17 protein-coding genes are annotated in these 25,158 nt (G+C 71.6%); 3 read left to right on the top strand and 14 right to left on the bottom strand.

Annotated elements, in window-relative coordinates:
- Positions 1-59 precede the first annotated feature (59 nt).
- Both ACYVD5_RS03120 and ACYVD5_RS03115 read right to left on the bottom strand, forming a co-directional pair.
- On the bottom strand, positions 60-1,250 hold the full coding sequence (locus ACYVD5_RS03120) for an esterase-like activity of phytase family protein (RefSeq protein WP_460999340.1): 1,191 nt from the start codon (positions 1,248-1,250) through the stop codon (positions 60-62).
- A gap of 182 nt (positions 1,251-1,432) precedes the next feature.
- Positions 1,433-1,771, bottom strand: coding sequence for an ArsR/SmtB family transcription factor (locus tag ACYVD5_RS03115; protein WP_460999339.1), 339 nt, complete (start codon positions 1,769-1,771; stop codon positions 1,433-1,435).
- 259 nt (positions 1,772-2,030) lie between these two features.
- Here ACYVD5_RS03115 and ACYVD5_RS03110 point away from each other — a divergent pair, with 259 nt between their 5' ends.
- The gene (locus tag ACYVD5_RS03110; protein ID WP_460999338.1) at positions 2,031-3,245 is read left to right on the top strand and encodes an MFS transporter; all 1,215 of its coding nucleotides are present in this window, start codon (positions 2,031-2,033) and stop codon (positions 3,243-3,245) included.
- Positions 3,246-3,373: 128 nt separating this feature from the next.
- Here ACYVD5_RS03110 and rfbD read toward each other — a convergent pair whose 3' ends face one another.
- Together rfbD and ACYVD5_RS03100 are read right to left on the bottom strand one after the other, a co-directional pair.
- Positions 3,374-4,234: a dTDP-4-dehydrorhamnose reductase gene (gene rfbD, locus ACYVD5_RS03105; RefSeq protein ID WP_460999337.1), complete on the bottom strand. Its 861-nt coding sequence runs from the start codon at positions 4,232-4,234 to the stop codon at positions 3,374-3,376.
- Between the two features lie 261 nt (positions 4,235-4,495).
- Complete coding sequence (locus ACYVD5_RS03100; protein ID WP_460999336.1) at positions 4,496-5,113, bottom strand: dTDP-4-dehydrorhamnose 3,5-epimerase family protein; 618 nt, start codon at positions 5,111-5,113, stop codon at positions 4,496-4,498.
- Positions 5,114-5,670: 557 nt separating this feature from the next.
- Here ACYVD5_RS03100 and ACYVD5_RS03095 point away from each other — a divergent pair.
- Complete coding sequence (locus tag ACYVD5_RS03095) at positions 5,671-7,281, top strand: beta-N-acetylhexosaminidase (RefSeq protein ID WP_460999335.1); 1,611 nt, start codon at positions 5,671-5,673, stop codon at positions 7,279-7,281.
- A 339-nt stretch (positions 7,282-7,620) separates the two neighbouring features.
- On the opposite strand, the gene ACYVD5_RS03090 is transcribed toward ACYVD5_RS03095, so the two are convergent.
- The 6 genes from ACYVD5_RS03090 to ACYVD5_RS03065 form a co-directional block, all read right to left on the bottom strand.
- Positions 7,621-8,319 (bottom strand): LuxR C-terminal-related transcriptional regulator, encoded by a 699-nt coding sequence (locus ACYVD5_RS03090; protein WP_460999334.1) that lies wholly within the window; start codon positions 8,317-8,319, stop codon positions 7,621-7,623.
- 331 nt (positions 8,320-8,650) lie between these two features.
- A complete protein-coding gene (gene rfbB, locus ACYVD5_RS03085; protein WP_460999333.1) occupies positions 8,651-9,625 on the bottom strand; it encodes a dTDP-glucose 4,6-dehydratase in 975 nt (324 codons plus the stop codon).
- A 2-nt stretch (positions 9,626-9,627) separates the two neighbouring features.
- Complete coding sequence (gene rfbA / locus ACYVD5_RS03080) at positions 9,628-10,524, bottom strand: glucose-1-phosphate thymidylyltransferase RfbA (protein WP_460999332.1); 897 nt, start codon at positions 10,522-10,524, stop codon at positions 9,628-9,630.
- A 106-nt stretch (positions 10,525-10,630) separates the two neighbouring features.
- Positions 10,631-11,440: an NAD-dependent epimerase/dehydratase family protein gene (locus ACYVD5_RS03075; protein WP_460999331.1), complete on the bottom strand. Its 810-nt coding sequence runs from the start codon at positions 11,438-11,440 to the stop codon at positions 10,631-10,633.
- Positions 11,440-12,444 (bottom strand): Gfo/Idh/MocA family protein, encoded by a 1,005-nt coding sequence (locus ACYVD5_RS03070; protein WP_460999330.1) that lies wholly within the window; start codon positions 12,442-12,444, stop codon positions 11,440-11,442. Before ACYVD5_RS03070 ends, ACYVD5_RS03075 begins: the two co-directional genes overlap by 1 nt.
- On the bottom strand, positions 12,441-13,877 hold the full coding sequence (locus ACYVD5_RS03065) for an NDP-hexose 2,3-dehydratase family protein (protein ID WP_460999329.1): 1,437 nt from the start codon (positions 13,875-13,877) through the stop codon (positions 12,441-12,443). Before ACYVD5_RS03065 ends, ACYVD5_RS03070 begins: the two co-directional genes overlap by 4 nt.
- 220 nt (positions 13,878-14,097) lie before the next feature.
- Between ACYVD5_RS03065 and ACYVD5_RS03060 the strand changes: the two genes are divergently transcribed.
- Positions 14,098-15,426 carry a macrolide family glycosyltransferase gene (locus tag ACYVD5_RS03060; RefSeq protein WP_460999328.1) on the top strand — a complete coding sequence of 443 codons (1,329 nt, stop codon included), beginning with the start codon at positions 14,098-14,100 and terminating at the stop codon, positions 15,424-15,426.
- Positions 15,427-15,499: 73 nt separating this feature from the next.
- Here ACYVD5_RS03060 and ACYVD5_RS03055 read toward each other — a convergent pair whose 3' ends face one another.
- The 4 genes from ACYVD5_RS03055 to ACYVD5_RS03040 all read right to left on the bottom strand — a co-directional run bounded on the left by ACYVD5_RS03055 (position 15,500) and on the right by ACYVD5_RS03040 (position 25,126).
- On the bottom strand, positions 15,500-16,741 hold the full coding sequence (locus tag ACYVD5_RS03055) for a macrolide family glycosyltransferase (RefSeq protein WP_460999327.1): 1,242 nt from the start codon (positions 16,739-16,741) through the stop codon (positions 15,500-15,502).
- 213 nt (positions 16,742-16,954) lie between these two features.
- Positions 16,955-19,780, bottom strand: a complete 2,826-nt coding sequence (locus ACYVD5_RS03050) for an AAA family ATPase (RefSeq protein ID WP_460999326.1) — start codon at positions 19,778-19,780, stop codon at positions 16,955-16,957.
- Complete coding sequence (locus ACYVD5_RS03045) at positions 19,777-22,482, bottom strand: AAA family ATPase (protein WP_460999325.1); 2,706 nt, start codon at positions 22,480-22,482, stop codon at positions 19,777-19,779. The genes ACYVD5_RS03050 and ACYVD5_RS03045 overlap by 4 nt, the downstream gene beginning before the upstream one ends.
- Positions 22,466-25,126 (bottom strand): helix-turn-helix transcriptional regulator, encoded by a 2,661-nt coding sequence (locus ACYVD5_RS03040; protein ID WP_460999324.1) that lies wholly within the window; start codon positions 25,124-25,126, stop codon positions 22,466-22,468. The genes ACYVD5_RS03045 and ACYVD5_RS03040 overlap by 17 nt, the downstream gene beginning before the upstream one ends.
- Positions 25,127-25,158 lie beyond the last annotated feature (32 nt).

Genomic DNA, 25,158 nt, shown 5'->3' with positions numbered 1-25,158 from the left:
GCCCGGATATCAAAGACCAAGCTGAGACGGACGTTTCTGCACGGTCACCGCCGGCCGTGTCAGCGCAGCGCCAGTGCGATCACCTGGGTCTGCTGGTTCGCTGAGAAGTTGTCGTCGCTGACGAGCAGCAGGGTGCGCTCCCCCGTGGGCAGCCGCGGCCCCCACGTGATTCCCTCGATGTTGTCGAGGTGGTCCAGAGCGGGGCCGGGCAGTTCGCCGAGGTCGGCCAGGAGCGTTTTCTCAGCCAAGCGCGGCTCGTGTCCGGCGTTGGGCAGGGCCGGCATCCGCGAGATGTCGGTGGCCCGGCCGGTGTCGACCCGGAACAGCCGGATGGTGTTGCCGTGCCCTGCGACGTAGCTGCGTTCCACGGCGATATGGCCGCCGCGCCGTTGCGGGTCGGCGAGGATCTCGCTGACACCGTTGTCGGCGGCGCCATCCGGAGATTGCGGGGTGGCCGGAATCGGGCCGAGGGGGTAGCCGTACTGCGCCACCAGCGTGCCGTCGCGGCGGGTTTCGGTTATGCGGGTGACGGCGCCTGCGTCCGGCGCGGGCAGGGCGCCGTCCTGGTACAGGGGGCCTTCCATCGCGGTGACCACGGTGCCGCGGCGGGTGAAGGTGAGCCCTTCCAGGGTGAGGTTGGCCCGCGGCCCCCGGTCGCGGCCGCGGGTGTGCATCCGCAGCAGCCGCGGGGTGCGCAGTTCGCGGATGTGCGTGCCGTCGGGGTGGGAGACGCGCACCCGGGGGTGCAGTACCGCCCGGGAGCCGGTCTGCTGCCGCTCCCCCTCGGTGGTCCACCACACGGCGCCGGTGCGGGGGTCGATGCGCACCGACTCGGGATCGACCGTGCCCGATGCCGCGCACGGTGCGTCGGGAGACGGGCAACCGCTGCCGGCGAACTCCTCCAACGAGGGGTAGGGCGCGCCGGCGGGGTCGCGGAGGGTGCGCGCGCCGGTGAGCTCGACGCGGGGCGGCCGGTCGGCGCCGACGTCGATCGCGGCGGTGTAGAGGCGGGCGGGCGCGTGCTCCGAACGGTCGTCGCTGACCAGGACGTAGCGTCCGGTGGCGGGGTCGCGGTCGATTCCGGAGAGGCCGCCGACGGGGGTGCCGTCGACCGCGGTGCCGGGAGGGATGGTGGCGGCACCGAGCAGGCGCACGGCCGGGGTCTGGTCGGCCTGGGCCGGGGTGAGGGCCGCGGCGGCGATCCCGAGTGCGGCGATCGCGGTGGTGGAGCGGGCGAAGGCGTGGCGCATGCGGGGATCCCACCACCCCGGGGTGACGTCCGCCCAACGCCGCGGTGACCACCGGGCGGACGCATTGGGTGGCCGGGGGTTCAATGCGGGCGCGCCGCGGCCGCCCGGAACGAGAGCACCGGGGTCCGGTAACACCGCATAAGTGAGGGGGCGGAGTCGGTCCGGGCGGTCAGGCGGTCGGGTCAGCCGGTCTGGGCGACCAGGTCGAGGAGACCGGGGAAGCGCGCGTTGAGGTCTTCGGTGCGCAGCCGGCTCCGCCGTTCCAGGCCGTACTGGCGCTGGTGGATGACCCCTGCTTCGCGCAGGACTCTGAAGTGGTGCGTGAGGCTGGACTTCGGCCGGTCGAAGCCGAACCATCCACACGGGTGGTCGTAGGCATCGGACTCCAGCAGCAGCGTGCGGGCGATGGTCATTCGCAGCGGTTCCGCCAAGGCACTCATCACGAGTTCGAGCCGCAGCTCGTCGATGTGGGGCTCTGAGAGCAGTGGTGGCCGCTCGGCTTCGGTGGCAGTCGCGGTCATATGGCCAGTATAGCCATACAGTACGTAAAAAGTCGTACTATCTATTCCCAAACCAGCCCCATATAACGCGTTGACCTGGGCTTTCGTCAATCGGGAGAAATGGAGCCGAACAGGCCCGTTATCGTTCTGTGACATAAAGCTGCAATCGCCCGTCCGGGCCGCCCAATACGGCCAACCCCCGCCTGGGAAGCCCCAAACGGCTTGTACGAAGTTATTCGTACTGCTAAGTTCCAGTACGAACTTCTTCGTACTTGGAGGCGTGGTGCCGACTACAGGCGCGGCAGCGAATCAGGGCTCGGCAACCGCAGGAACGACATGGCAGCTGGCACGGACGGCCTGGGCGGTGACCGCCGTGTTCGGGCTCTCGAACTCGCCCACCCCCCTCTACGTCTACTGGCAGGAACGGATCGGGTTCTCGGCCGGAACCCTGACGGTCGTGTTCGCGGCCTACATCGCCGGGCTCGTCGTGGCGCTGCTGGTCGCCGGCCGCGCGGCGGACCGCTACGGGCGCAAGTGGGTGGTCGTCCCGGGCATCCTGCTCGCACTGATCGCCGCAGGCCTGTTCCTGGCAACCGTCAACGTCGCGGTCCTGCTCGCGGCGCGGTTTCTGACCGGGCTCGCGGTCGGCGTGCTCGTCTCGGCCGGAATGGCCGCCGTGGTCGACCTAGGCGGCGAGCACCGCAGGCAGGCCACGTCAACGCTGGCCTCGGTCGCGATGGTTCTCGGTGCGGGCCTCGGCCCGTTCCTGGGCGGCGCGGTCTACGAGGTGACCGACACCCCGGTTGTGTGGGTGTTCTCCGCCAACATCCTGTTCCTGGTCACCGCGCTGCTCGGCTATCTCAACCTGCCGCTTGAGCGGCCGTCCCCGACCGCCCGCGGCGTGCTCTGGCCGAAACTGCCGTCGGTCCCCCTGGGCAACCGCAGAGATGTGGCCGGGGGGATCGGGGTGTTCGCACCCGGGCTCACGGCCACCTGCTTCGTCCTCTCCCTCGGCCCCTCCCTGCTGATACTCGCGGTCGGCAACACCTCGCCGCTACTGGCCGGCGGATCGGCCTGTCTGATGTTCCTCGCCGCGACCGCCTCGCAGCTCGCCCTGATACGCCTGCCCGTCCGGAGCCTGTTCGCCGCCGGCGCCGCAAGCACCGTCACCGCGATGGTGGCGGTGGCCGCCACCGTGGCCACCGCCTCGCCCTGGATGTTCGTGCTGGCAGCGGTCCTGGCGGGCTGCGGCCAAGGCCTGGGCCAACTCGGCGGTCTGCGCCTGATCGCGCACAACGTCCCCGGCTCCAGACGGGCCGAGGCCAACGCCGCGCTCAACATCGGGGCCTACCTACCGGCCGCCGTCCTCTCGGTGGCCACCGGATACACCGTTACCTGGCTGGGCATGACCGCGGCCACGACCGGCCTGGCCGTGGCGCTGGGATTCATCGCCCTCGTCGCCGGTTGCGCCGCCTACCGGATCGCCCGCCGATGACGGTCGTGCGGAATCCGCACGTTGGTCCGGATCCGGTGCCCGCCCGCCGCCACGCGCAGCATGCCGCGCACCCGATCGCCCTGCGCTCCGGCACGGCCCGCACAGCCCGAACGGCCCGAACGGCCGCGCTAGCGGACCAGGTGGGGGAACGCCTCGGCAAGGGCGGATCTCCAGTTCCGGATGGGCCGGAGTCCCGCGGCCTGCCAGGCGCCGTGGCCGAGTGCGCTGTAGGCGGGACGCGCAGCCGGGCGCGGGAACGCGGCGCTGGGTACCGGGCGCACCCGTTCGGGATCCGCACCGAGCAGCTTGAACACCTCGCGGCCGAACTGCAGCCACGTCGCCTCGCCCGAGCTGGTGGCGTGGTAAACACCGCCGGCTGCCGGCGCCGATCCCAGCTCGGCCAGGCGCTGGGCCACATCCGCGGTCCAGGTCGGCTGCCCCCACTGGTCATCGACCACGTCCACGTACTCGCGCTCGCCGGCCAGGCGGATCATCGTGCGCACAAAGCTCCTGCCGTGTGCTCCGTACAGCCACGACGTGCGGACGATGAGCCCGCTGCCCGCGGGCAATGCGGCGCGGACCTCGCGTTCGCCCGCCAGTTTGGTCCGGCCGTAGGCGGTGCGCGGCGCAGGCGCGGCGTCCTCCGGATACGGCGTGTCCGCATCCCCCGAGAACACGTAGTCGGTGGACAGGTGCAGCAGGCGGGCTCCGATTTCGGCGCACCCGCGGGCGACGTTGCCGACCGCGGCGCCGTTGGTGCGCAGCGCCGCGTCCTCGGCGGCCTCGGCGTCGTCGACGGCCGTCCACGCTGCGCAGTTCACCACGGTGGCCGGGCGCAGGCACCGCAGCGTCCTGCGTACCGCCGCCCGATCGGTGACATCCAGTTCGCGGCGGGTGAGTCCGACGGCGTCTTCTCCGCGGTCGGCGAGGCAGGCGAGCAGGTCGCGCGCCAGCATTCCCCCCGCTCCGGTAACCAGCCAGTCGGGCACGGTGGCCAACCTCCGCAATGGTGCTGTCTCGGACCCGGGCGCACGACCGGCCCGGACAACCGGCCGTGCCGCAGCCCGTTTCCACGCTTGACGGCCGACGGGCACCGCAGGCGCCGGTGGCCACCGTCCCATCGCTCCTACTGGGGAAGACCCTGGAATCTGCGCCGACGCGGTGGCGGGCGCCGCCGGCACCCGCGGCACCCGCGGAGGCGGCCGGGCGGCGTATCCGGCACCGCACCCGTGCGGCGCGGGCGGGCGCCCTCAACCGCGTGCGGCACCGGTATTGGCACGCAGTTCGGCGTAGAACCGCCGGCACGCCTCGTAGTCGGGGAGGAGTCCGCGCTCGCGGGCCTCGGTCAGGGACGGGGCGGCGGTGTCCTTGGCCGAGAGCAACGGCCGGCCGGTGGGCCAGTCGATGCCGAGGTCGGCGGTGGCGGGGTTGATCGCGTGCTCCCGTTCGGGAGCGTAGGTGGTCGAGCACAGGTAGGTGAGCACGGCGTCGTCAGTGAGCGCGCAGAAGCCGTGGCCGAGTCCTTCGCCGATGTACAGGGCCCGGCGTTCAACGTCGTCGAGCCGGATGGTCTCGTGGCTGCCGAACCGCGGCGAACCCGTCCGGATGTCCACGACCACATCGGCGATGGCGCCCCGCACGCACGTGACGTACTTGGCCTGACCGGGTGGGACGTCGGCGAAATGGATGCCGCGTATGGCTCCCTGCGCCGAGACCGAGGTGTTCGCCTGGGCGAGTTGCAGGGGGTGGCCGACCGCCTCGGCGAGGCGGTCGAACCGGTACCACTCCAGGAACCGCCCGCGGGGGTCGCCGTGCTGGGCGGGGATGACCTCCCACGCCCCTTCGATGCTCAACGGTCGGATCTGCATTGGCGGCATCCCAACTTTCGCACGGCGGCAAGCGGCACACGCAGCGGTTGCGGGAGCGGTTGCGGAACACGGCGCCCGCGGGCGGCTGACCTGCCGTGACACAGCGGGGTTCCGCGTCGGCGAAAGACTGCGTCCCGTTGGCCGGCAACCGCCGGGTTCCCGGGGGTGGCGGATAGGCGTCGGAGCGGAGCGGTGTTGGCGGTCGTGGTATGTCCAGCATTACCAGCACCGAGAAGAGGAGGACCACCACATTTTGGCACCGGAAAGGGCTGCTCTAGGAATCTTGCGGCCGCCGCCGGGGCCGCGCGCAGGAATCCCGTGCCGAGCACGGGACCGGGGGCGCAGCAGGATATGTGCCCACGCCACCGGCCCCCGCCATTCGGATCCACCTGCAAAATGAATCCAAAAAGTGCCGGCGCACCGGCACTCTAGAGTTTCGCTTAGAAACTCGGCCGAGGTATAGGCCCGGACGATCTTGTGCGATTGACTCCCCGGTGGCCCGGGAAGTGCCCCCAAAACCGCCACGTGCGGTTTCCCGGCCATGAGGAGTGCAAACCGTGGTTCAAAGTCGCAAACGCTTCGGACGTACCGCCGCCCTCGCGGCCTCGTACACCCTGCTGTCCGGCCTGATCATCGGTACGGGCAATCCGGCGGCGCTCGCCGAATCCGCGCCGCAGCAGCCGTCCGGTATGGACTCGCTGATCCCCCGGCCCGCGGTCGTCGAACCCGATCCGGACACCGGGTTCGAACTCGACCGTTCCACCCGTATTACCGTCCCCCGCGGCGGCAAGGACGCACGTACGGCGGCGAAGCTGCTCGCCGACGAGCTCCGGCCCGCCACCGGTTACCGGTTACCCGTCGTGTCGGCACCCGAGCGCCGGGGGATCTCCCTGCGGCTCACCGATAACGGGAGGGGTATCGGTACCCAGGGCTACCGGCTGGATGTCGCGGAACGGTCCGTGCGGCTGAGGGCCAAGACGGTCGAGGGGCTGCGCAACGGAGTGCAGACACTGCTGCAGCTCCTACCTGCCGCGATCGAGGAGGACACCGTCCAGAGCGGGCCGTGGACCATCCCGGGAGGCAGCATCACCGACAAGCCTCGCTATCCCTACCGCGGTGTGCTGCTGGACGTGGCCCGCTACTTCTACCCGGTGGACTTCGTCAAGCGCTACATCGACCAAGCGGCGCGCTACAAGTACAACCATCTGCATCTGCACCTGACCGACGACCAGGGCTGGCGGATCGAGATCAACGGTTGGGAGCGGTTGACCTCCTACGGCGGCAGTACCGAGACCGGCGGCGGCGAGGGCGGTTACTACACCCAGGACGAGTACCGCGAGATCGTACGGTACGCGCAGCGGCGCAACATCACGGTCGTCCCGGAGATCGACGTCCCCGGCCACACCACGGCCGCGCTCGCGTCCTATCCCGAACTCAACTGCGACGGGACCGCGCCGCCGCTCTACACCGGAGTGGATGTCGGGTTCAGCTCGCTGTGCCTGGACAAGGACATCACCTACGAGTTCCTGGACGACGTTGTGGGCGATGTCGCGCGCATGACACCGGGCAAGTACCTGCATATCGGCGGCGACGAGGTACCCGCCGACATTCCAAAAGCCGACTACGCCGACTTCGTGCGGCGGGCCACCGGAATCGTGGCCGACCACGGCAAGCAGTTCGTCGGCTGGCACGATTTCCTGGCCGGTGCCCCGGCGGAGTCGGCCATCGCGCAGTACTGGTACCCGTGGCCGGACAACGAGCTGTCCGAAAAGGCCGCTGCCGAGGGCGCGAAGTTCATCATGTCCCCGGCCGACCACGCCTATCTCGACATGATGTACAACGAGTCCGAACCCCAGGCGGGCCAGTCCTGGGCGGGGTTCGTCGAGGTCAGGGACGCCTACGAGTGGGATCCGGAAACCACCATCACCGGTGTCGGCGGCTCCTCGGTGCTCGGAATCGAGGCCACGATGTTCACCCAGGTGACTCCGACCGAAGAGAGTATCGAGTACATGGCGTTCCCGCGGATGCCCGTACTCGCCGAGGTCGGCTGGACCCCCAAGGCGGACCAGGCCTGGCGGTCCATCCGCCGGCGGCTGCCCGAACAGGCCCACCGCTGGGATATCTGGGGTGTCGACTACTACCGTTCACCGCAGGTCAAGTGGACGTAAGCAGCTGGTGAGGAAGCGGCGCCCACCCGCACACGATCGGCGGCGGGTGGGCGCGCGCGGCCAAGCGCCGGGGTCGGGCGCTGGTGCCGGGGATCCGGCGGCCGGCTTCGTTGGCGGCACCGGGCGGCTTGGCGCAGGCCCCACCGGCCGGACAGGCCGAAATGGTCCGGCGGGACGGCAGGTCCGCCAAGCAGATGTGACAGGCCGTACCTGGTTGAACGGCCGGTCCGGATGCGGGTGCGACCGCCGGAAGGTACGGGGCGAGTGAGGGACTCGCCAACCCGGCGGATTCACCCGGAAAACGGGTCGGGATCCGTTTGGCGCGAATGCGGTGGCGGTTTATCTGACGTATTCCGAGATAACCTTCGGCGGCCACTGCCCGATACTCAGAATGCCCTGAGAATATGCCTTCGCCACCAGGGCGGAGCGGTTGGGGGACTTGAACCGGCGCAGCATCGCACCGACATGGTATTCGATGCCCTGCCTGCTGAGGTAGAGCTTGGACGCGAGCTGCACGGTGGAATTTCCGGCGGCCACGCCCTCAAGGACCCGGGCGTCGAGTTCGCTTAGTAACTTGCGGCGGTCGGTTACCGGCCGGGGTGATTCCGAGTTCCGGTCGGGTTGGACCACCAACACGATCTTGCTCACCTGGCCGCTGTCGCCGCGCACCGCCACGCCCGTCATGTCCACGGAGAACGTGGTGCCGGCGGAGTAGACGCCCACCGCGTTCGCGCTGAACCGGTCGCGGGTCCCCTCGCCCAGCCGGTTCAACTGCCGCATGATGACCTGTTTCACGCTCGTGTGCACGAAGTTTCCGAAGTTCTGACCGTAGACCTCCGATGCCGTCTTGCCGAGCTGGTAGATGAAATCTCCGTTGGCCTCGAGTACGCGCAGTCCGTAGTCGAGGCTGACGATGGATATATCGGATGGTTCCAGTCCGAAGCGCCTGGGCGTGGGCTGCTCCCGTGCGGCGTTTTTATTTTGGCGACCAAAATCGGACCTTTCGGAAACGGCATGGGCCCCCGATTCGGTGCTCATTATTTTTACTATCCTCCAGTGCAGCTAACATCTTGCCCGGAAAATACCAACCTCAACCGGAATACCAGATTTACTGAAGAATAGCCGCGCGCGCCATGGCCGGTCAACGAGACAGCGTTATTCCCCCCTAATACTGTGGTAGCGGTCGGTTGGGGGGCGGAATGTTCGGATGCCGGACTTCGGTCGGGACGGTGGTCTTGTCGGAATTGGCCGCTGTACGCGCGGCTCGCCGGCCGGGCGCCGCGCGGCGGCATGGGAGGGCCGGGCGTTGGACAGCGGCGCATGCGGGTCAGAGGTCATTGGCCGGGGGTCGGGGGCTGGGACCGGAGGGTCAGCGGCCCTTGAGCGGCTCCCACCACCGGCGGTTGTCCCGATACCAGTCGACCGTCTCGCGGAGCCCGTCTCCGATGCCGACCCGCGGCGAGTAACCGAGCTCCCGCGAGATCTTGGCGATGTCCACCGAATAGCGGCGATCGTGGCCCTTGCGGTCCGCGACCGGCCGGATCGCCGACTCGTCGCGCCCGGTGATCTCCAGCAGCCGGCGGGTCAGCTCCAGGTTGGTGAGTTCGGTGCCGCCCCCGATGTTGTAGACCTCGCCGGACCTGCCGTGCTGCGCGACGAGCTGGATGGCGCGGCAGTGGTCGTCGACGTGCAGCCAGTCCCGCACATTGCCCCCGTCGCCGTAGAGGGGCACCGGTTTCCCGTCGAGGAGGTTGGTCACGAACAGCGGGATGACCTTCTCCGGGTGCTGGTAGGGGCCGTAGTTGTTGGAGCAGCGGGTGATCGACACGTCGAGGCCGTGGGTGGTGTGGAACGCCCGCGCCATGAGATCGGCCGAGGCCTTGGACGCGGCGTAGGGCGAGTTGGGCGCGAGCGGGTGCTCCTCCGGCCACGACCCTTCGTCGATCGAACCGTAGACCTCGTCGGTGGACACATGCACGAACCGGCCGACCCCGGCTTCCAGGGCCGCGTGCAGCAGAGTCTGCGTACCCACCACATTCGTCGCAGCGAACTCGGCCGCCCGCGCGATCGACCGGTCCACATGGGACTCGGCGGCGAAGTGCACGACCAGGTCTCTGCCTGCCATCTCCTCCTTGACCAGGGCCGGGTCGCAAATGTCGCCGACCACAACGCGCAGCCGGGCATCGTCCGAAACAGCGGCGAGGTTCCCGCGGTTGCCGGCATAGGTGAACGCGTCCAACACGGCGACCTCGTCCGGCCGGCAGTCGGCGTACTCGCCGGCGAGCAGGCTGCGTACATAGTGCGAACCGATGAATCCGGCGCCGCCGGTGACCAGAACCCGCATCCCTACCGCCCTCCCCCGGCCCGCCGGCCGCCCTCGGAGGCCGCGATCTCCTGGACGTAGCGGCCGTATCCCGAATTGCTGAACCGCGCCCCGAGCTCGTAGCACCATTCGGGGCCGATGAAGCCCATGCGCAGCGCGATCTCCTCCAGGCACGCGATCCGCACGCCCTGGCGTTCCTCAAGGGTCTGCACGTACTGCCCCGCATCGAGCAGCGACTCATGGGTCCCGGTATCGAGCCACGCGAATCCGCGGCCCAGATCGACCACTTTGGCCCGCCCCCGGTCGAGGTAGACGTTGTTGAGGTCGGTTATCTCCAGCTCCCCCCGAGCGGAGGGGACCAGGCTGCCGGCGATTTCCACGACATCGTTGTCGTAGAAGTACAGGCCGGTTATCGCCCGGTTCGATTTTGCGTTCTGCGGTTTTTCCTCAAGCGAGACCAGGTTTCCCGCTGCGTCTACCTCGCCGATTCCGTGCCGGTGCGGATCGCTGACGGGGTAGCTGAAGAGCATGCAGCCCTTGAGGTCCCGGATCGCGCGCTGCAGCAGGTGTGAGAACCCCGGGCCGTGGAAGATGTTGTCGCCCAGGATCAGCGCGCAACTGTCGTCGCCGATGTGGTCCTGGCCGATGACGAACGCCTCGGCGAGGCCGTTGGGTTCGGGTTGTTCGGCGTAGGTGATCCGCAGCCCCAGCCACCACCCGTCGCCGAGCAGCCGCTCGAACAAAGGCAGGTCGACGGGCGTGGAAATAATAAGGATATCCCTGATACCTGCCAGCATCAGCACGGAAATCGGGTAGTAGATCATCGGTTTGTTGTATACCGGCACGAGCTGCTTGGAAACCGCAAGAGTCGCGGGCTGGAGCCGGCTTCCACTTCCACCCGCGAGCACAATTCCCTTCATCGTTACCCCATAGGTCGTGCGACAATTTGACACGCGGTCGGCGCTGCGCAGGCAACAATAGACCCGCAGTCGGTAGAAAAATGTTCAGATACGGCGGCCGGACCGGTCACATATCCGCGGGCCGGCCGACACCGGCCGCGCGCTGGATGCCGAGGTCGTGCAGCGCGTTCGCCTTCAACTCGCCGACGTGCCGGTCCAGCAGAGTGGCCAGATATTCGGGCCCGAAACCGTACTGCTCCAATTCCGGAATGAGCGCGCGCAGCCGGCCGGTATCGACCACCGCGTGTTTGGTCGGCACATCGATGCGCTGCCGTTCCGCGCTCACACCGAGCCGCTCCTCCAAGCCGTCCACGATGTCGGAGACCGCCTCCGGTCTGCCGGTGGCCAGGTTGACCACCTGGTCGGCTATGCCGCCGTCGAGCAGGTGGTCCAGCATCCGCAGCATGTCGTGCACGTCGAGCAGGTCGCGGGAGGCGCCCGTGTGCACGGTGACCGCGCCGCTGAGCAGTTGCCGGGTCAGCGACGGCAGCAGTTGGTGCCGCTGCTGGCCCGCTCCCACAATGTGGGCGAGCCGGAGCACCAGCCACCGGGCGCCGGAACCGGCGCACACGCTCTCCAAGGCGAGTTTGTGTCGGCCGTAGGGAGTCAGCGGGAAAACAGGGCCGTCCTCGGCACCGGGCGAATCGTCGACGCCGTACATACCGGCCGATGCGGTGGACAGGAAGACCACCGTGCGCCCGGCGGCCTTGCAGCGCCGCAGCACGTCGTAGACGAGGGTGGCCTCCCGTTCGAACTCGGAGGCATCGGTCACGAGCACGCTGGAGACCCCCGCCGCGATGAGCGTGCAGGACGGGTAGCGGTCGGCGAAGTACTCCCTGGTGTGGCGGGCGATGAACCCGTCGCCGACGATCTCCATCAGGCCTCCACCGCCGGATCGTGGGTGGTCCGTACAGCTGCCGCCCGGATCTCCTCGACGAGCCGTGCCGTGCCTTCCGCCGATTCGTTCCACGCGGCCTCGACCGCCGGATCGGCGCCGGACAGGGCCGCGCGGGCGAACGAGTCGACCGCGCGGGCGAACTGGTCGGCCGGTGCCGCCCGGATCTCCTCGGCGTGGTCCTGCTCGTCGATGCGCAACACCGGTTGCCAGGTCGGCGGGGGCGTGAAGGCGCGGTCGAGGGCCAACGAGGCCGAACTCCCCCACAGCCGGTACCGCGACCGGTAGCTGTGCTCGAACCCGAAGTCCAACGAGGCGAACGCCCCGCCGCCGGTGGTCAACAGGGCGTGCCCGGCGACGTCGACACCTTTGCCGCCGTCGATCCGCAGCGCGGCACCGGCCACCGACAGATCCCCGCCGAGCAGGAACCGGGCGGCGCGCAGCGGGTAGACCCCCACGTCGAGCAGCGCTCCCCCGCCGAGCCGGTGGTCGTAGCGGATGTCGCCGGCGGGCAGCGGCGGGATGCCGAAGGTCGCGGTGAAGGTCCGCAGCACGCCCAGCCGGCCCTGGTCGAGCAAGTCGCGCACGCGGGCGTGCTGGGGGTGGTGCGGGAAGGTGAAGTTCTCCCGCAGCACGAGACCGCGTTCGGCGGCCAAGGCGGTGAGTTCGGCGGTGTGCGGCGCGGTCGTCGTCAGCGGTTTCTCGCACAGCACGTGCTTTCCGGCGAGCAGCGCCCGCTTGGTCCACTCGTAGTGCAGCGCGGTGGGCAGCGACACGTAGACCGCGTCGACGCCGGAACCGACGGCCAGTTCTTCGTAACTCATCGGGACCGCGCCGAACTCCGCCGCGAACTGTTTCGCCCGATCGGGCGAGCGTGCCGCGACCGCGGCCAGGTCCGCCGTCTCTGCGGCGCACAGCGCGGGCAGGGTGCGCCGGCGCGCGATCGAGGAGCAGCCGAGTGCGCCTATCCGAAGTGCCGGGTTCATTGCAGCCCCCTCAAGCACGCGATCAGGCTGCGCGCCTGGACATTGATGTAGTGGCTGTGCCGCAGCAGGTCGGTCAGCTGGTACAGCGTGAGCCAGCGGTAGCCGGCGAGTCCGCCATCGGCGGAGCAGTCGGGGATTTCGGAGCCGACCTCGATGATCTGGTAGCGGTTGCGGGCGCGGTAGAAGCGGCCGCCCTCCTCGGAGAGTTCGACGTCGTACAGCACCTGTTCCGGCCGGATGTTGAGCACCGTGTCCAGGTACGGCGGCCGGTCGGCGTCGGTGTAGTTCTCCGGGCTGCACTGCACGGTCGGGGCGAGTTCCACCACGTCGAGGTACCCGGGTTCCATTCGGGCGTTGACCAGGGCGTGCAGCACACCGTCGATTCGTCTGACGAGCAGGGCGATGGTGCCGATGCTGTTCGGGCGCACGAGCGGCTGGGTCCAGCCGCCGACTTCGCGGCTGTTCGTGGTGACCTCGACCGCGATGATCCCGAAGAACAGGCCGCGGTCGTGCGCGATCACGTCGTCGGTGATGTGCCACTCCTTGACAGTTTTTAACTGGATGGGAGTGGTCTGCACGAAATGCCGGGTTTGGTGTTCGGTGATCCAGCTCATCACCGCGGTGGAGGTGTGCAGGCTGCCGGCGGTGGATTGCGCCGACCGCGCGATCGCCGCGGGCAGGCCGCCGTCGGGACCGGGGCCGCCGTCGGCCAGGCCGGCAGGCATGCACGACAGCACGGTGCGCGCGTCCATGTTGACGAGGTTGTCCACCTTCAGCAGCTCGTGCAGTTGGCCGAGGGTGAGCCAGCAGAAGTGGTCCGACGGTGCGATGTCGTCGGTGATCTCGACGATCATGTTCCGGTTGCGCTTGCGGTAGAACCACGACCCCTGCTCGGACTGCAGCACGTCGGCGAGGATGTTCTCCGGCGGCGCGTTGCGGAAGTACTCCAGGCAGGGGACATCGCGGCCCTTGTGGACCCGGGTGTAGTTGCTCTTGGTGGCCTGCACCGTGGGCGACAGCTGCACGCCGTTGTGGTTGCCCGGTTCGGACTTGGCCTGCACCAGGAAGTGCAGGACGCCGCCGATGTCCTTGGCAAGGAAACCCAGGATCCCGATCTCCGGCTGGTGGATGATCGGCTGGGACCAGTGGGGCACCGGCCCGTAGTCGGTAAAGACCTCCAGCCCTTCGACGGTGAAGAACCGGCCGCTGTCGTGGCCGAGATTGCCGCTGTCCGGGTCGAAACTCCAGTTGCGCAGCATGGCGAACGGGATGCGGGCGGCATCGTGCCGCTGGGCGCGGTTCTGCTCCGCGATCCAGTTCCAGATCTCGGCGAGCGGCAACGCGCCATCGTCGACGGTCGCGGCGGACCTCGCGATCCGCCGCGGCAGTATCGCGTCCGGCTTTCGCAACAGGCCTTGCGGGCGACGCTGCATAGAGCCTCCTCACTGGGCGCCCCCGTGGCGGATGACGCATATCTCATTGATAACAGCGGGAAACTAGGTAGAACACCGGTCATTAAATGGCGCACGCGGCAAATATGGGGGTACACCCACAATTCTGCTGCTACGCGATGGATCGTGGACGCGAGTGCGGCGCAAGGTGATAGGTGTGTGGAAAAGAAGGCCGCACTGAAACACGAGGGGAGGAACGAAGGTGGTGTCCGCATCCGGGCCGAACGGTCGGCACTACGCCTTTTTCAGCTTCCCCGGTTACGGTCACATCAAGCCGGCGCTTCCCGTTGTCGGCGAACTCGTCCGCAGGGGCCACCGGGTCACCCATTTTGTCGCCGAGCGGTTCACCGCAGCGGCCGAAAACCCGGGCGTACGCGTCGTCGGCTACGCGTCGGACTTCCCCGAGCCGTTCGGCGAGGCGCAGTCGGTCGACGAGGCCGCCGCGATGCTGGTCGACCTGCTGAACGAGGGGTTCGCTCCGCTGGGGCCGGCGCTGGAGAGCCTGTCCGGCGACCCGCCCGATCTGATCGTGCACGACGACATCGGCGCACACACCGCGCGGCTGCTTTCCTGGCGCTGGGATCTGCCCCTGGTCCGGCTCTTCGCGCACTTCGCCGGGCCCGGCTCCACCGCGGGTGAAGACACGGCCGGTGCCGGCGGGCAGGCGGGGCAGGGTGGGCGGGCGGAGCAAAGCGGGCAGGCGGAGCCGGGGCGGGCCGATGGCGCCGAGATCCTGAGCCGACCGTTCCTGGGCCGGGCGTGGCTGGACCGGATGGACGAACTCGCCGCGCTCGGCTTTGCCACTGAGGACGTGATGGCGGCGGTGCAGCGCGAAGATGCCTGCGCGAACATCGTGTTCGTACCGCGGGCCTTCCAGCCGAACGGCGACACCGGATTCGGCGACCGTTACGTGTTCGTCGGCCCGTCCCCGGAGCTCCCCGGAAAGGGGGCGGCGTGGACTCCTCCGGCGGGCAAGCGGATCGCCCTGGTCTCGTTGGGGACCACGCACAACGACACGCCCGGGTTCTTCCGCAACTGCGCCGAGGCGTTCTCGGGCGGCGACTGGCATGTGGTGATGACCGTGGGAGACCGCGCCGACGCGGCCGCGATCGGCGGCGCCGGTGCGGGTGCGGGCATCGAAATGCACCGGTGGTTGCCGCACAGCGCCGTGCTGCCGTACGCGGGCGTCTATGTCGGTACCGGCGGGATGAACAGCGTGATGGAGGCGCTGTACTGGCGCGTCCCGGTGGTCGCCATCCCCCGCACCGGCGAGCAGCGCGCCAATGCCGAGCGCGTGGCCGAGTTGGGGCTCGGCACCCACTTGGAGCGCTGCGACGCGAGCCCCCAGGCGGTGCGCCGGGCGGCGTCAGCAGCCGCCGGCGATCCCGCCGTGGCCGAACGGGTGCGGGCGATGAGCGCCCGCATAGCCGACGCCGGGGGCGCCCGCCGCGCCGCCGACGAGATCGAACGCTGCACTCCGGCCCGCCCGGCAGCTGAGGACCGGGCGGACGGGCGTCCTGACCCCCGTTAGCGGGCCGGCGCGGATGCCCGTTGCGAATGCCGGGGCGGGCGGCGGGCCGCCCGTTTCCGCGGCGCGACCGCGTTCACGCGGCGTTGCACCCCTGGCCGCTGCCCTGCCCCGCCGCTATGCGCTCCAGCACATCCGCCGCGCCCTCGGCGCCGGGGCAGCCCCGGATCTCCGCCTCCATCAGGGCGACGTTACGCGCGATCCGGCCGTCGCAGGCGACCGCCATGGCGGCATCGCGGACCGCGGTCCCGGTCGCCTCGCCGCGCACCACCCGGCCCAGCCCCAACTGCTCCGTCCGCTCTGCCGTGGCCCGCGCATCGGGCTGCTGGGGCACGGCGACCACAGGTACGCCGTGCCGGAACGCGTCCATCAGGGTCCCGGCACCCGCCTGGCACACCATGACGTCGACGTGCGGGAGCACCGCGTCAAAGTCCAGCCAGGCGTGCGGTTCGGTCTCGCGGGGCATGTCCTGCATTTCGGCCGGATCCATGTGCCCGCCTCCGGCCATCAGCACCTGCCATCCGGTTCCGGCGAACGCGTCGGCGCAGGAACGGAAGAAGCCGGGGTTGCCGTTCGCCGAGGTCCCCAGCGTGACCAGTGCGACCTTGGCCGCGTCCGCGCGCGGCCGCCAGCCGGCGGCGGCCGCCGCCGGCCGTGCCGCGCTGCTGGGGCCGACGAAGACGAAATCGTCGGTGAAGCACTCGGCCCGGGGCTGGAACGCCCTGGGCACGAACACGAGGTTGGCCGCGGCCGCTCTGGCGGTGCGGATCCGGTCGAGTTCTGCGGTGTCGAGACCGCAGGACCGGACCCGTTCCGGCAGTTCCGCGGCGACCGCCGTGATGGCCGGGTGGTCCGGGTCGAGCGACGGGTCGCCCGGACCGGGTTCCACACCGTTGATCGGCACCTGTTCGTTGCCCGCCAACCCGGGGAACACCCGCACCACCGGGCAGTCGGCACGTTCGGCGACCAGCCGGCTCGCCACCGTGCTGAGCGCGTCCTCGACGACCACATCCACGGGGCGGCCGGCAAGCTCCGTGCACGCGATCGGCAGCGGGGCGATCCCTTCGCGGAGGTAGGCGGCGACCACCTCGGCGAGGTCCGCAGAGGTGGTCATCCGCGGCACGGAGGCTGGAAAGTCCGACGGATAGCAGAGGGTCCGGGCGCCGGTTTCGGCCACGAGGCCGCCGAAACGGTCGCCGACCACATAAGTGACAGTGTGGCCCCGGGCGCGCAGCGCGCGCACGACCGGCAGCGTGGGTCCGATGTGCCCGACTCTGGGGAAGCTGAAAAAGGCGAAGTTCCGTGCTGTATCGTCCATAGGTGCACCGTAAAGACGGCACCGGGATTTTCCCATGGCCGCCCCGGAAATTCGAATACTTCCCCTAGTGACGGTCGGCGATGACCCTGCAGAAATTCCCGTCTCAACTTTAAAATCTCGGCATTTCTGCACGATCATCGGTGCGCCGGGTGCCCGCCGTCTGCGGGCCGCAGGTAGCCACGTGTTCCGGGCGTCCGGAACACGGCTGCGCTCTCACGGCCGGCGCGGCGCGGAATTCCCGAAGGCCGAACGCAGTTCCGCCCGCCCCGATATGCCGAATTTCCGGTAGCAGTTCGTCAGGTGTTTCTCGACGGCCCGGCGCGTCACCTGGAGCTGCGCGGCGATCTCCACATTGGTCAGCCCTTGCAGCGCGAGTTCGGCGACCCAGCGTTCGCTTTTGCTGAGACCGGTGGCGTCCGCCGGTACCGCCGCCGGCCGGTCGGCGGCGGCGAGCGCCCGTTCCGCGAGCCACTGGGCGCCGCACGACACGGCCAGCCGGTAGGACTCGCCGAGCCGTTCCTCGGCCTGGGCGGCCATGCCGCGGTTGCGCAGCTCGATCCCGTGTTCCAGCAGCGCTTTGGCCAGCCCCGGCCGGTCGTCGGCCGACCGGAGCACCTCGACGGCCTCGTCGAGCAGCGGCCCGGCCTCGGCGGCGGCGACCAGGGCAGCCTTGGCGCGGAGGGTGCGCCCCACCGCTTCGGGAGCGCCCCACCGGCGGGCGTACCCGTGCTCCTGTTCGACCATCTCCAGCGCCGAACCGGCGTCGCCGAGGCGGTGCAGCAGGCGGGCCGCCCGGGTCCGCCACGGGAACAGCACCGGGTTCTGCCAGTCCGCGCGGTGCAGGATGCGGCCGCAGGCCAGGAAATGTTCCAGCGCCGTGCCCGGGTCGGCTCCCGCCGCCAGGGACCCGCGCAGCAGCTCCGCGGTCGCCTGCAGCTGCATCCCGGCGCCGCCCGCCGGCACATCGCCGCAGGCGGCGAGCGCAGCCCGCGCAAGGTGTTCGTCGCGGACGTCCATCGCAACCGCGGCCACCGCCATCAGCGGAGCTCCGGCCGCCCCGCGCAAATCTCCCCCGCTGTCCTGGTGCAGCTCCCATGCAGCGGCCCGGGCTGCGGCGAACCGCCCCATGCGGGCCAGCGCCACCGCCCGCAGGCCGAGCAGGGCCCCGTGCCCGGCCGGGTACGAGTGTGGCTGCGCGGCCGGCTGCAGGGCGCTGTCCAGCCACGACAGGGCGTATGCGGGCGAACCTGCGGCGATCGCGGACACCAGCGCCAGGGCGGCCGTGCCGCCGGTGCCGCCGTGCAGCGCCGGCTCGCGCTCCAGCAGCCGCTCCGCCAACGCGGCGATCCGCGGCGCGCCGGCCTCGGCCGCGACGGTGGCGGCGTACAGCAGGACGGCGAGCAGTTCCCGTTCGGCCGCGGTCGCCACACCCGGGGCGGTGCCCAGTGCGTCCAACCGCCGCACCGCGGAGTGCACAGCGCCGGGATCGGCGCAGGAGGCGAACCGCTGCCTGGCCTCCAGGCCCAAGTGGGCCGTGTGCGCGAGATGCCCGGTGCCGTGCCCGGCCGCCCGCGCCACGGCGGCGGCAGGGGGACCCCCGGCGCCCCGCAGCGCCGTCACCGGGAGCGTGCCGACCGCGTCGGCCTGCTCCTGCGGCGACGGCAGCAACCGGACCGCCTGGCCGATGTGGCGCAGCGCCGCCGCAGCGTCGAACCGCGCCTCCGCCGACGCGAGGTCGACGAGGCGCCGCCCCTGCCCGCCCGCGCCGTGTGCCGCGGCCGGCAGCGCCCGCAAATAGTCGGCGGCGCGGTGCGGGTCGCCGTCCTGTACGGCCGAGTCGGCGGCGGCGCGCAGCTCCTCCAGCGCCCAGTGCGGTGCCGAGTCCAGCGGGATGGTCAGCAGCCGCTCGGCGACCGCGTCAGCTGGATGCCCGCAGTCGTGCAGCGCACGCGCCGCCCGCAGCTGCAGCCGTTCGTGGTCGGCGGCGGCCATCAGTTCGGCGATGGTCTCGCCGAACACCGGAGTGCTGAAGCGCAGCCGATCACCCGGGGCGAGCAGCCCCAACCGGCGCAGTGCCATGCAGGCGTCCGACACCGCGATCGGGTCGCCACCGGCGACGTGTTCGACCAGCGCGGGCCGGGCGTGGGAGCCCAGGACCGCGACGGCCATCGCACACTCCCGCAGCTGCGGCGACTCCCGCAGCGCGCCGGCGACCCGCTCGCGCAGGTACCACGAGCGCGCGGCCAGGCCGTCGGCGACCCGCTCGGGGGCGGTGGCCGCGGGACCGCGGATCGCCAGGTCGTGCTCAAGAGCCCGCAGGACCAGCGGGATGCCCGAACTCGCCGTGTGGCAGGCCGCGGCCAGGTCCGCGCCTGCGTCGGCGCCGAACCGGTCGCGGAGCACGGCGGCGGACTCTTCGGCCGAGAGCGGCGCGGGGAGCAGCCGCCAAGTCGCCGACGACGCGAGTTCGCGGACGGTGGCGCGGCCCGAGGCGGGATCGCCGTCGCGCACCGTACCGATGAGTGCGATGGGCAGCCGGCTGATCTCGCGGACGCAGTCGCGCAGCCACGCGAGGGACGGCGTATCGGCCCATTGCAGGTCGTCGACGAGCAGGACCAGCGGCCCGTCGGCGCACACGCGGGCGAGCAGGCTGCGCAGCCCGTGCACGGCCGGCGCCCGCTCCGGCGCAGCGGCCGTACCGGAGGCGGCGGGCTCGAACAGCGGCAGTACCGCCTGCGCCGCCCCGCTGAACATACTCCGGCGCTGGGTGGCGCCGTCCGCGGCCGGCGCCACCGCGGGCGCCAGCAGGCGGACCGCGGTCGCGAAATCGCCGGCCGAGCCGTGCGGCGGCACCGCGGCGGCGAGGACGCGGGTGGCGCCGTCCGCGGCGAGCCCGCCGGCGCATTCGAGCAGTGCCGACCGGCCGATCCCCAACGGGCCGCCGATCAGGGTGAGCGAGCCCCGGCCCCGGGCGGCGGCCGCCACAGCATCGCCCAGCAGCGCCAGCTCGCGCTCGCGTCCGGCCCGCACCGCGATCACGGGTCCGCGGGGAGCGTGCCGGGGCGGGCACCGAGCGCGGACGGCAATTGCTCGCGGCCGCTGATGCCCAGCGCCCGGTACGCGTTGGTCAGGTGCAGTTCCACCGTGCGTTTGGTGACCGCCAACCGGTCGGCGATCCGCGCGTTGGGCACGCCTGCGGCGGCAAGCTCGGCCACGCACCGCTGCATCTTTGAGAGCCCGGCCCGCGCCTGGGGCCGGGTGCCGCCGGGCTCGCCGCTCAACTCCTGCAGTTGCGCTGCGAGGAGGTCCCACCCGTGGTGGTCGGCGAGCGCGCTCGCCTCGCCGATCAGGGGGGCCGCGGCCGCCCGGTCGCGTTCGGCGAGCCGCGCGGCGGCGAGCCCGGTCAGCGCACGGGCGTACTGCAGCCGCGCCCCGCCTTGGGCCAGCAGCGGCACGGCCCGTTCCAGGTGCGCCGTCGCATCGGAGCCCGGTCCAAACGCCCGGGACGCGCGCAGGTGGGCGTTTCCGGCCGCGACCGCGCCCCACTGCGCGGCGGCGGCCACCTCCTCCTCGGCCAGCCGCCGCCCGGCCTGTTCGGCGCCGGAGCCGACCAGGCACTGGGCAGCGGCCGTACGCCACGGGAGCACCTCGGGATTGCGCCACCCGTGCGAGGCCAACCAGCGGCTGCACTCGCGAAACGCCGCAAGAGCGCGGTCGTGGGCGCCGGTGGCCAATGCGGCTCTGCCCGACGCATATGCGAGGTACACCCCGAAGAATCCGGTTCCGGCAGTGTCGGTGTCCCGGGCGTGTTCGGCGGCCGACTGCGCACGGTCGGGGCGCTGCAGTTCGAGGTCGAGCATGATCCCGGTAGCCGCGAGGTAGCACCGCAGCGCCGGGTGGCACCTGCCCGGGGTGTCGTTCGCCCGGGCGAGGTCGGCGGCCGCTCCGTGCAGCGCACCGGTGGCCAGCCGCACCTGCGCGCGGGCCAGCAGCGCGCCGCTCTGCAGCACCGGCGCCCGGTGCCGGCCTGCTCCGGCCACCAGGTCGTCGCCGTGGATCTCGGCCCCGGCGAGGTCGCCGGCCAACTGCAGGGCGTGCACGGCTGCGGCGCGGGCGGTCAGCACGGGTTGCGCACCGGGGGGTGCGGCCAGGGCCGCCTGCGCCAGCCCGCGCACCCGTTCGGGCTGCGGTTCGCGGATGGCCAGCCGGATGGCGGCCGCTGCGGCCTGGACCGGGTGGGTGCAGGCCTCGCCGAGCGCCGGAACCGGAACGGTGCCGAACCCCGCGCCGCCGTGCGCGGTTTCGGCGGCGAGCCAGTACAGACCGAGCAGGTCTGCGCGGTCGGCGGCGGAGGTGTTCGCGCGGTTGATCACCGTTGCGATCGCGCGGCCGGCGGCTCTGCCGTTGCCGCCGGCGAGCAGCAGGTCGGCGGCAGCGACGCGGTGGGCCCGCAACCTGCGGCCGGTGGAACGGGTGAGGACGTGGCAGAGGTGGCGGTCGCCGGCGCCGGGTTCGCCGGACGGTTCGGTGGCGCCGATTTCGACCAGCACTTCGGCATGCTGTTCGGGCAGGAGGGGCTCGCGCAGCGCCCGGCCGAGCAGCGACACGGCCCTTTCGCGGTCTCCGGCGGCGCGCGCCTGCTTTGCCGCTGATTTCAGCACGTCCGGCACCCAGGGTTCGCCGAGCGGCGGTGCCAGGCGCAGGAGGTCGGCGGTGGCCGGATCGGGTGTTCCGGACTTGTAGAGGCGTACGGCGGCTTGCGAGAAGAGCGCGCTGCGCTCGTCGGCGGCCATGTCGGCGAGGATCCGCTGCCGCACCGCCTCGGGGACGCGGGCACCGGCGGCCGGGTCGGCGGCGAGCAGCCCTGCGGCGTGCAGGTCCGCAAGGGAACCCTGTGTGCCGGCCGGTGTACAGCCGACCAGTTCGGCCAGGTCTTCGGCGGTGAACCGGCCGTCGCCGGCGGCGACCGCCCGCAGCACGGCACGCAGATCGGACGGCAAACCGTCGACCTGATGTTCGAGTTGCCGGGTGGCCAGCTCGGCGCAGGTTTCGGGCAGCCGTTCGACCCAGGACGGTTCGCCGTGCAGGCGCAGCAGCGCGGCGTTCAGCACGGCGGGAATACCGCGGCCGGCCCGCACTGCGGCTTCGAGCGCGTGGGCGCCGGCATCGGGGCGGCCGAATCTGCGCACCAGTTCGGCGGCACCGGCCGGGCTCAACGGTGCGAGTGCCACGCGCTGCGCACCGGCCGGGTCCAGCCGGGAAAGGCCCGATGTCTCGGCCAGCGCGAGCAGCAGCGGGCCTTCGCGGGCCGCGCGGGCGATGGCGTGCAACCATTCCCGCGACCGGGGGTCGCACCAATGCACGTCGTCGACCAGCAGCACCAGCGGCCCGCCGCCGACCGCGGCAAGCAGTTCGCGGTGCAGCGGTTGGGCCGCGGCCTGCTCGCCGCCGGCGCGCTGCAGGGCATCCGGCGGCCGCGCACCGAGGTCGGCGAAGACCTGCTGCGGTACCACGGCCGAGCGCGCCATGTCGGAGGGGTAGCAGTGCGCCGCGGCCACCGGCAGACCGGACCGCTCGGCGAGTCCGGCGAGGTGGCGCAGCAGGGAACTGCGGCCGGTGCCGGGCGCCCCGCTGATCCGGACCACGGCCGGACGCCGCCGTTCGGCCAGACCGGCCACGAGCCGGTCCAGCAGTGCCAGCGCGTCCTCGCGCTCGATCAGCCGCTCACCCGGCAGGCTCATGCTGCCTCCAGCGGCCGCTCGCGCACCGGCCGGGTGCTTTGGTCGGACGGTGCGGCACGTGCGCCGCGGTAGCCGCGCCGCCGCCCAGTGCCGCTGCGAGTTCGCTGCGGCTGTCGACGGCCAGTTTGCGGTAGATGTTGGTCAGGTGGAGTTCGACGGTGCGCACCGATACGAACAGGGCGGCCGCGGCGTCGCGGTTGGTCATCCCGCGCGCGACGGTCTCGGCCACTTCCAGCTCGCGCGCCGTGAGGAGGTTGGCGCGGTGCGGAACGGCGCGCCGCATCCGCCCGCCGGCACCGGCCAGGGTTTCGCGGGCCGCCCGGCCGAGCGCGGACCACCCGGTGTTGGTGGCCAGCAGCGCGGCCTGGCGCAGGTGGTGGCGCGCCTTTTTGCGGTGGTCGAGCTGCAGGAGCGAGCGTCCGAGCAGGTATTCGGCTCTTGCGTGCTCCAAGCGGCGGTTCGATGCGGCGAGGTCGCGCCGGGCCTCTTCCAGGATCTCCACCGCGGCGGCTGCGGGGGTCGCGGCGCCCTCGGCGAGCAGGAGCAGACCGCGGGCGTGGGCCGTGGACCAGGTGCGCGCCAGGTCCCGTCCGTATTCGAGGTGGTCGCGGGCAGCGCCGTAGAGCTGGAGGCTGCCCAGCAGCAGCGCGGAATCGAACCACCACGGCGCGAACACGGGGTTGTTGATCGCGGCGCGCTCGTGGAGGCGGCCGCACTCGGCGAGCAGGCGCAGCGCGGTCTCGACATCGCCGCGGACGGCGCGCAACCGTGCCGCCCACAGCAGCCGGAGCGGTTCTTCCCACCGGTGGTCCAGCGCCCGGCAGTGCCGCATGGCCTCCAGCACGCCCTCGGCCGCTGCGTGTTCCTCGGCGTAGTAGAGCTCGCCGGCCAGGGCGAGCCGGGCCAGGGTCGCGCCGGAGCGGTCGATGCCGGGGTCGAGTACCAGGGTGGCCGCACGGGTGTCGGCGGCCGCTGCGTCGGCATCGCCGCTGTCGCGCAGCAGCAGGGCTCGCCCGCCGAGCGCCTGGCTCATGGTGCGCCGGTCGCCGGTGGCGGCGCCGCCGGCGATGGCGGTGTCCAGTGCTTGCAGGCCGCCGGGCAGGTCGCCGGCCGCGTGCAGCGCCACTGCCGCGGCCACCAGCGAGTGCCCGGGGGCGGCGGCGCCGGGCCGCAGCAGGCTGCGTGCCCGGGGTTCGGCCACCGCGGCCGGCCCGCGCAGCATGCCGATGGGGTCCTCGTGGCACTGCGGGAGATCCGGGGGGTGCGCAACATGGGGGTCCGCAAGACCAGGGGGGTCGGGCGGGCCCAGTCGCGACCGTGCGGCCTCGACCGCCGCAGCCCGGTTCGTGCTCAGCAGGCCGGCGGCCAGGGCGGCCAGGGTCCGCGCCTCGCTGCCGGGGACTGCGGGGCCGGCGCTGCCGGTGAGTGCGCGGGTGACGAGCCGGACCGCCTGGTGCGGGCCGCGCCCGCTGTTGGCGGCGATGGTGAGCAGCGCGACGGCTCTGCGGCGCGAGCCGGGGTCGGCGGCGCGGTGGAGCGCCCCTGCGGCCTCGGTTGCGGCGCGCTCGGGATCGAGCCCGACCAATGCCCGGGCGAGCAGGAGCCGGACGCCGGCCCGTTCGGGCTGCGCCGCTGCCAGCCGCGCCAGGTAGCGCGCGGCCCTGGGCCGGGCGCCGTCGTGTTCGGCGGTGGCAGCGGCGTCGAGGAGGATCTCCGGCATCCAGGGGTCGGCCAGGTGCGGGAGGGCGAGGAGGTGGTCGGCGATGTCGCCGGCGGGCCGCCCGGCGTCGTTGTGCAGCCGCGCCGCGCGCAGCCGCAGGCGGACGAGCTCGGTGTCGGCGAGTTCGCCGGTGTAGCGGTGCATGTCGGCGGCGGAAACGGCGGCGGAACCCGGTACTGCGGAGGCACCGGCGTGCCCGAGGTGGGCCAGTGCCGATCGGGTCGTGGCCAGGGGCAGTCCGCAGCAGCCGCTCACCAGCCGCGGTTCGGAATCGCCCAGCACCGCGACAGCGGCGGCCACCGTGCGTACGTGGCCGGGGTGCAACGCCCCCCGCGGCGGCTGCGGGCGGTCGGCCGCACCCGCCATGGCGACCAGCCGGCAGCGCCGGTGCGCTGCGATTTCCGCGAACACGGGGTCGGCGGGCGCAGCACCGGATTCGCGGGTCAGGACGAGAAAAAGCGGTTGGCGGGCGGTCTCGTGCAGCAGCGCACTGAGCAGCCGCAGCGAATTCCCGTCGCACCAGTGCGAGTCGTCGACCAGCACCGCCAGCGGGAAATCCTGCAATACCCGCAGCGCATTTTCGTGCGGTGATATCACGGCGGGCGCCCCAGCGGAAGCGGTTCCCGGCCTTTTCCGCGTGTCCGGTTCGTTCTTCATGTGCCCGAACAGCGCGTTTGCGGTATGCAAATCGGATTGTGCGTCGGCGGCCGTACACCTGTGCGCAAGGACGGCGAATCGGTTGTCCGCGCAGTGCAGGAACCGGTCGAGCAGCGCCGTCTTGCCGCTGCCCCGCGCTCCCTCGACGATCACGGCGCGGGACGGCCCGACCAGGGCCGCCGCGGCGTCGGGCCCCAGCGGGCCGCGGTCGGATGCCGGGCCGACCGGTCGGTGCAAACCCGTTTTCTCCTGGCCTCCGTCCGTCACGACCACCCTCCACGAAGAATACCCAACCCGGT

The sequence above is a fragment of the Streptomonospora sediminis genome, from assembly GCF_054778995.1.
Note: the sequence above shows the minus strand (reverse complement) of the source record. Positions and strands in the feature narration are given on the sequence as shown.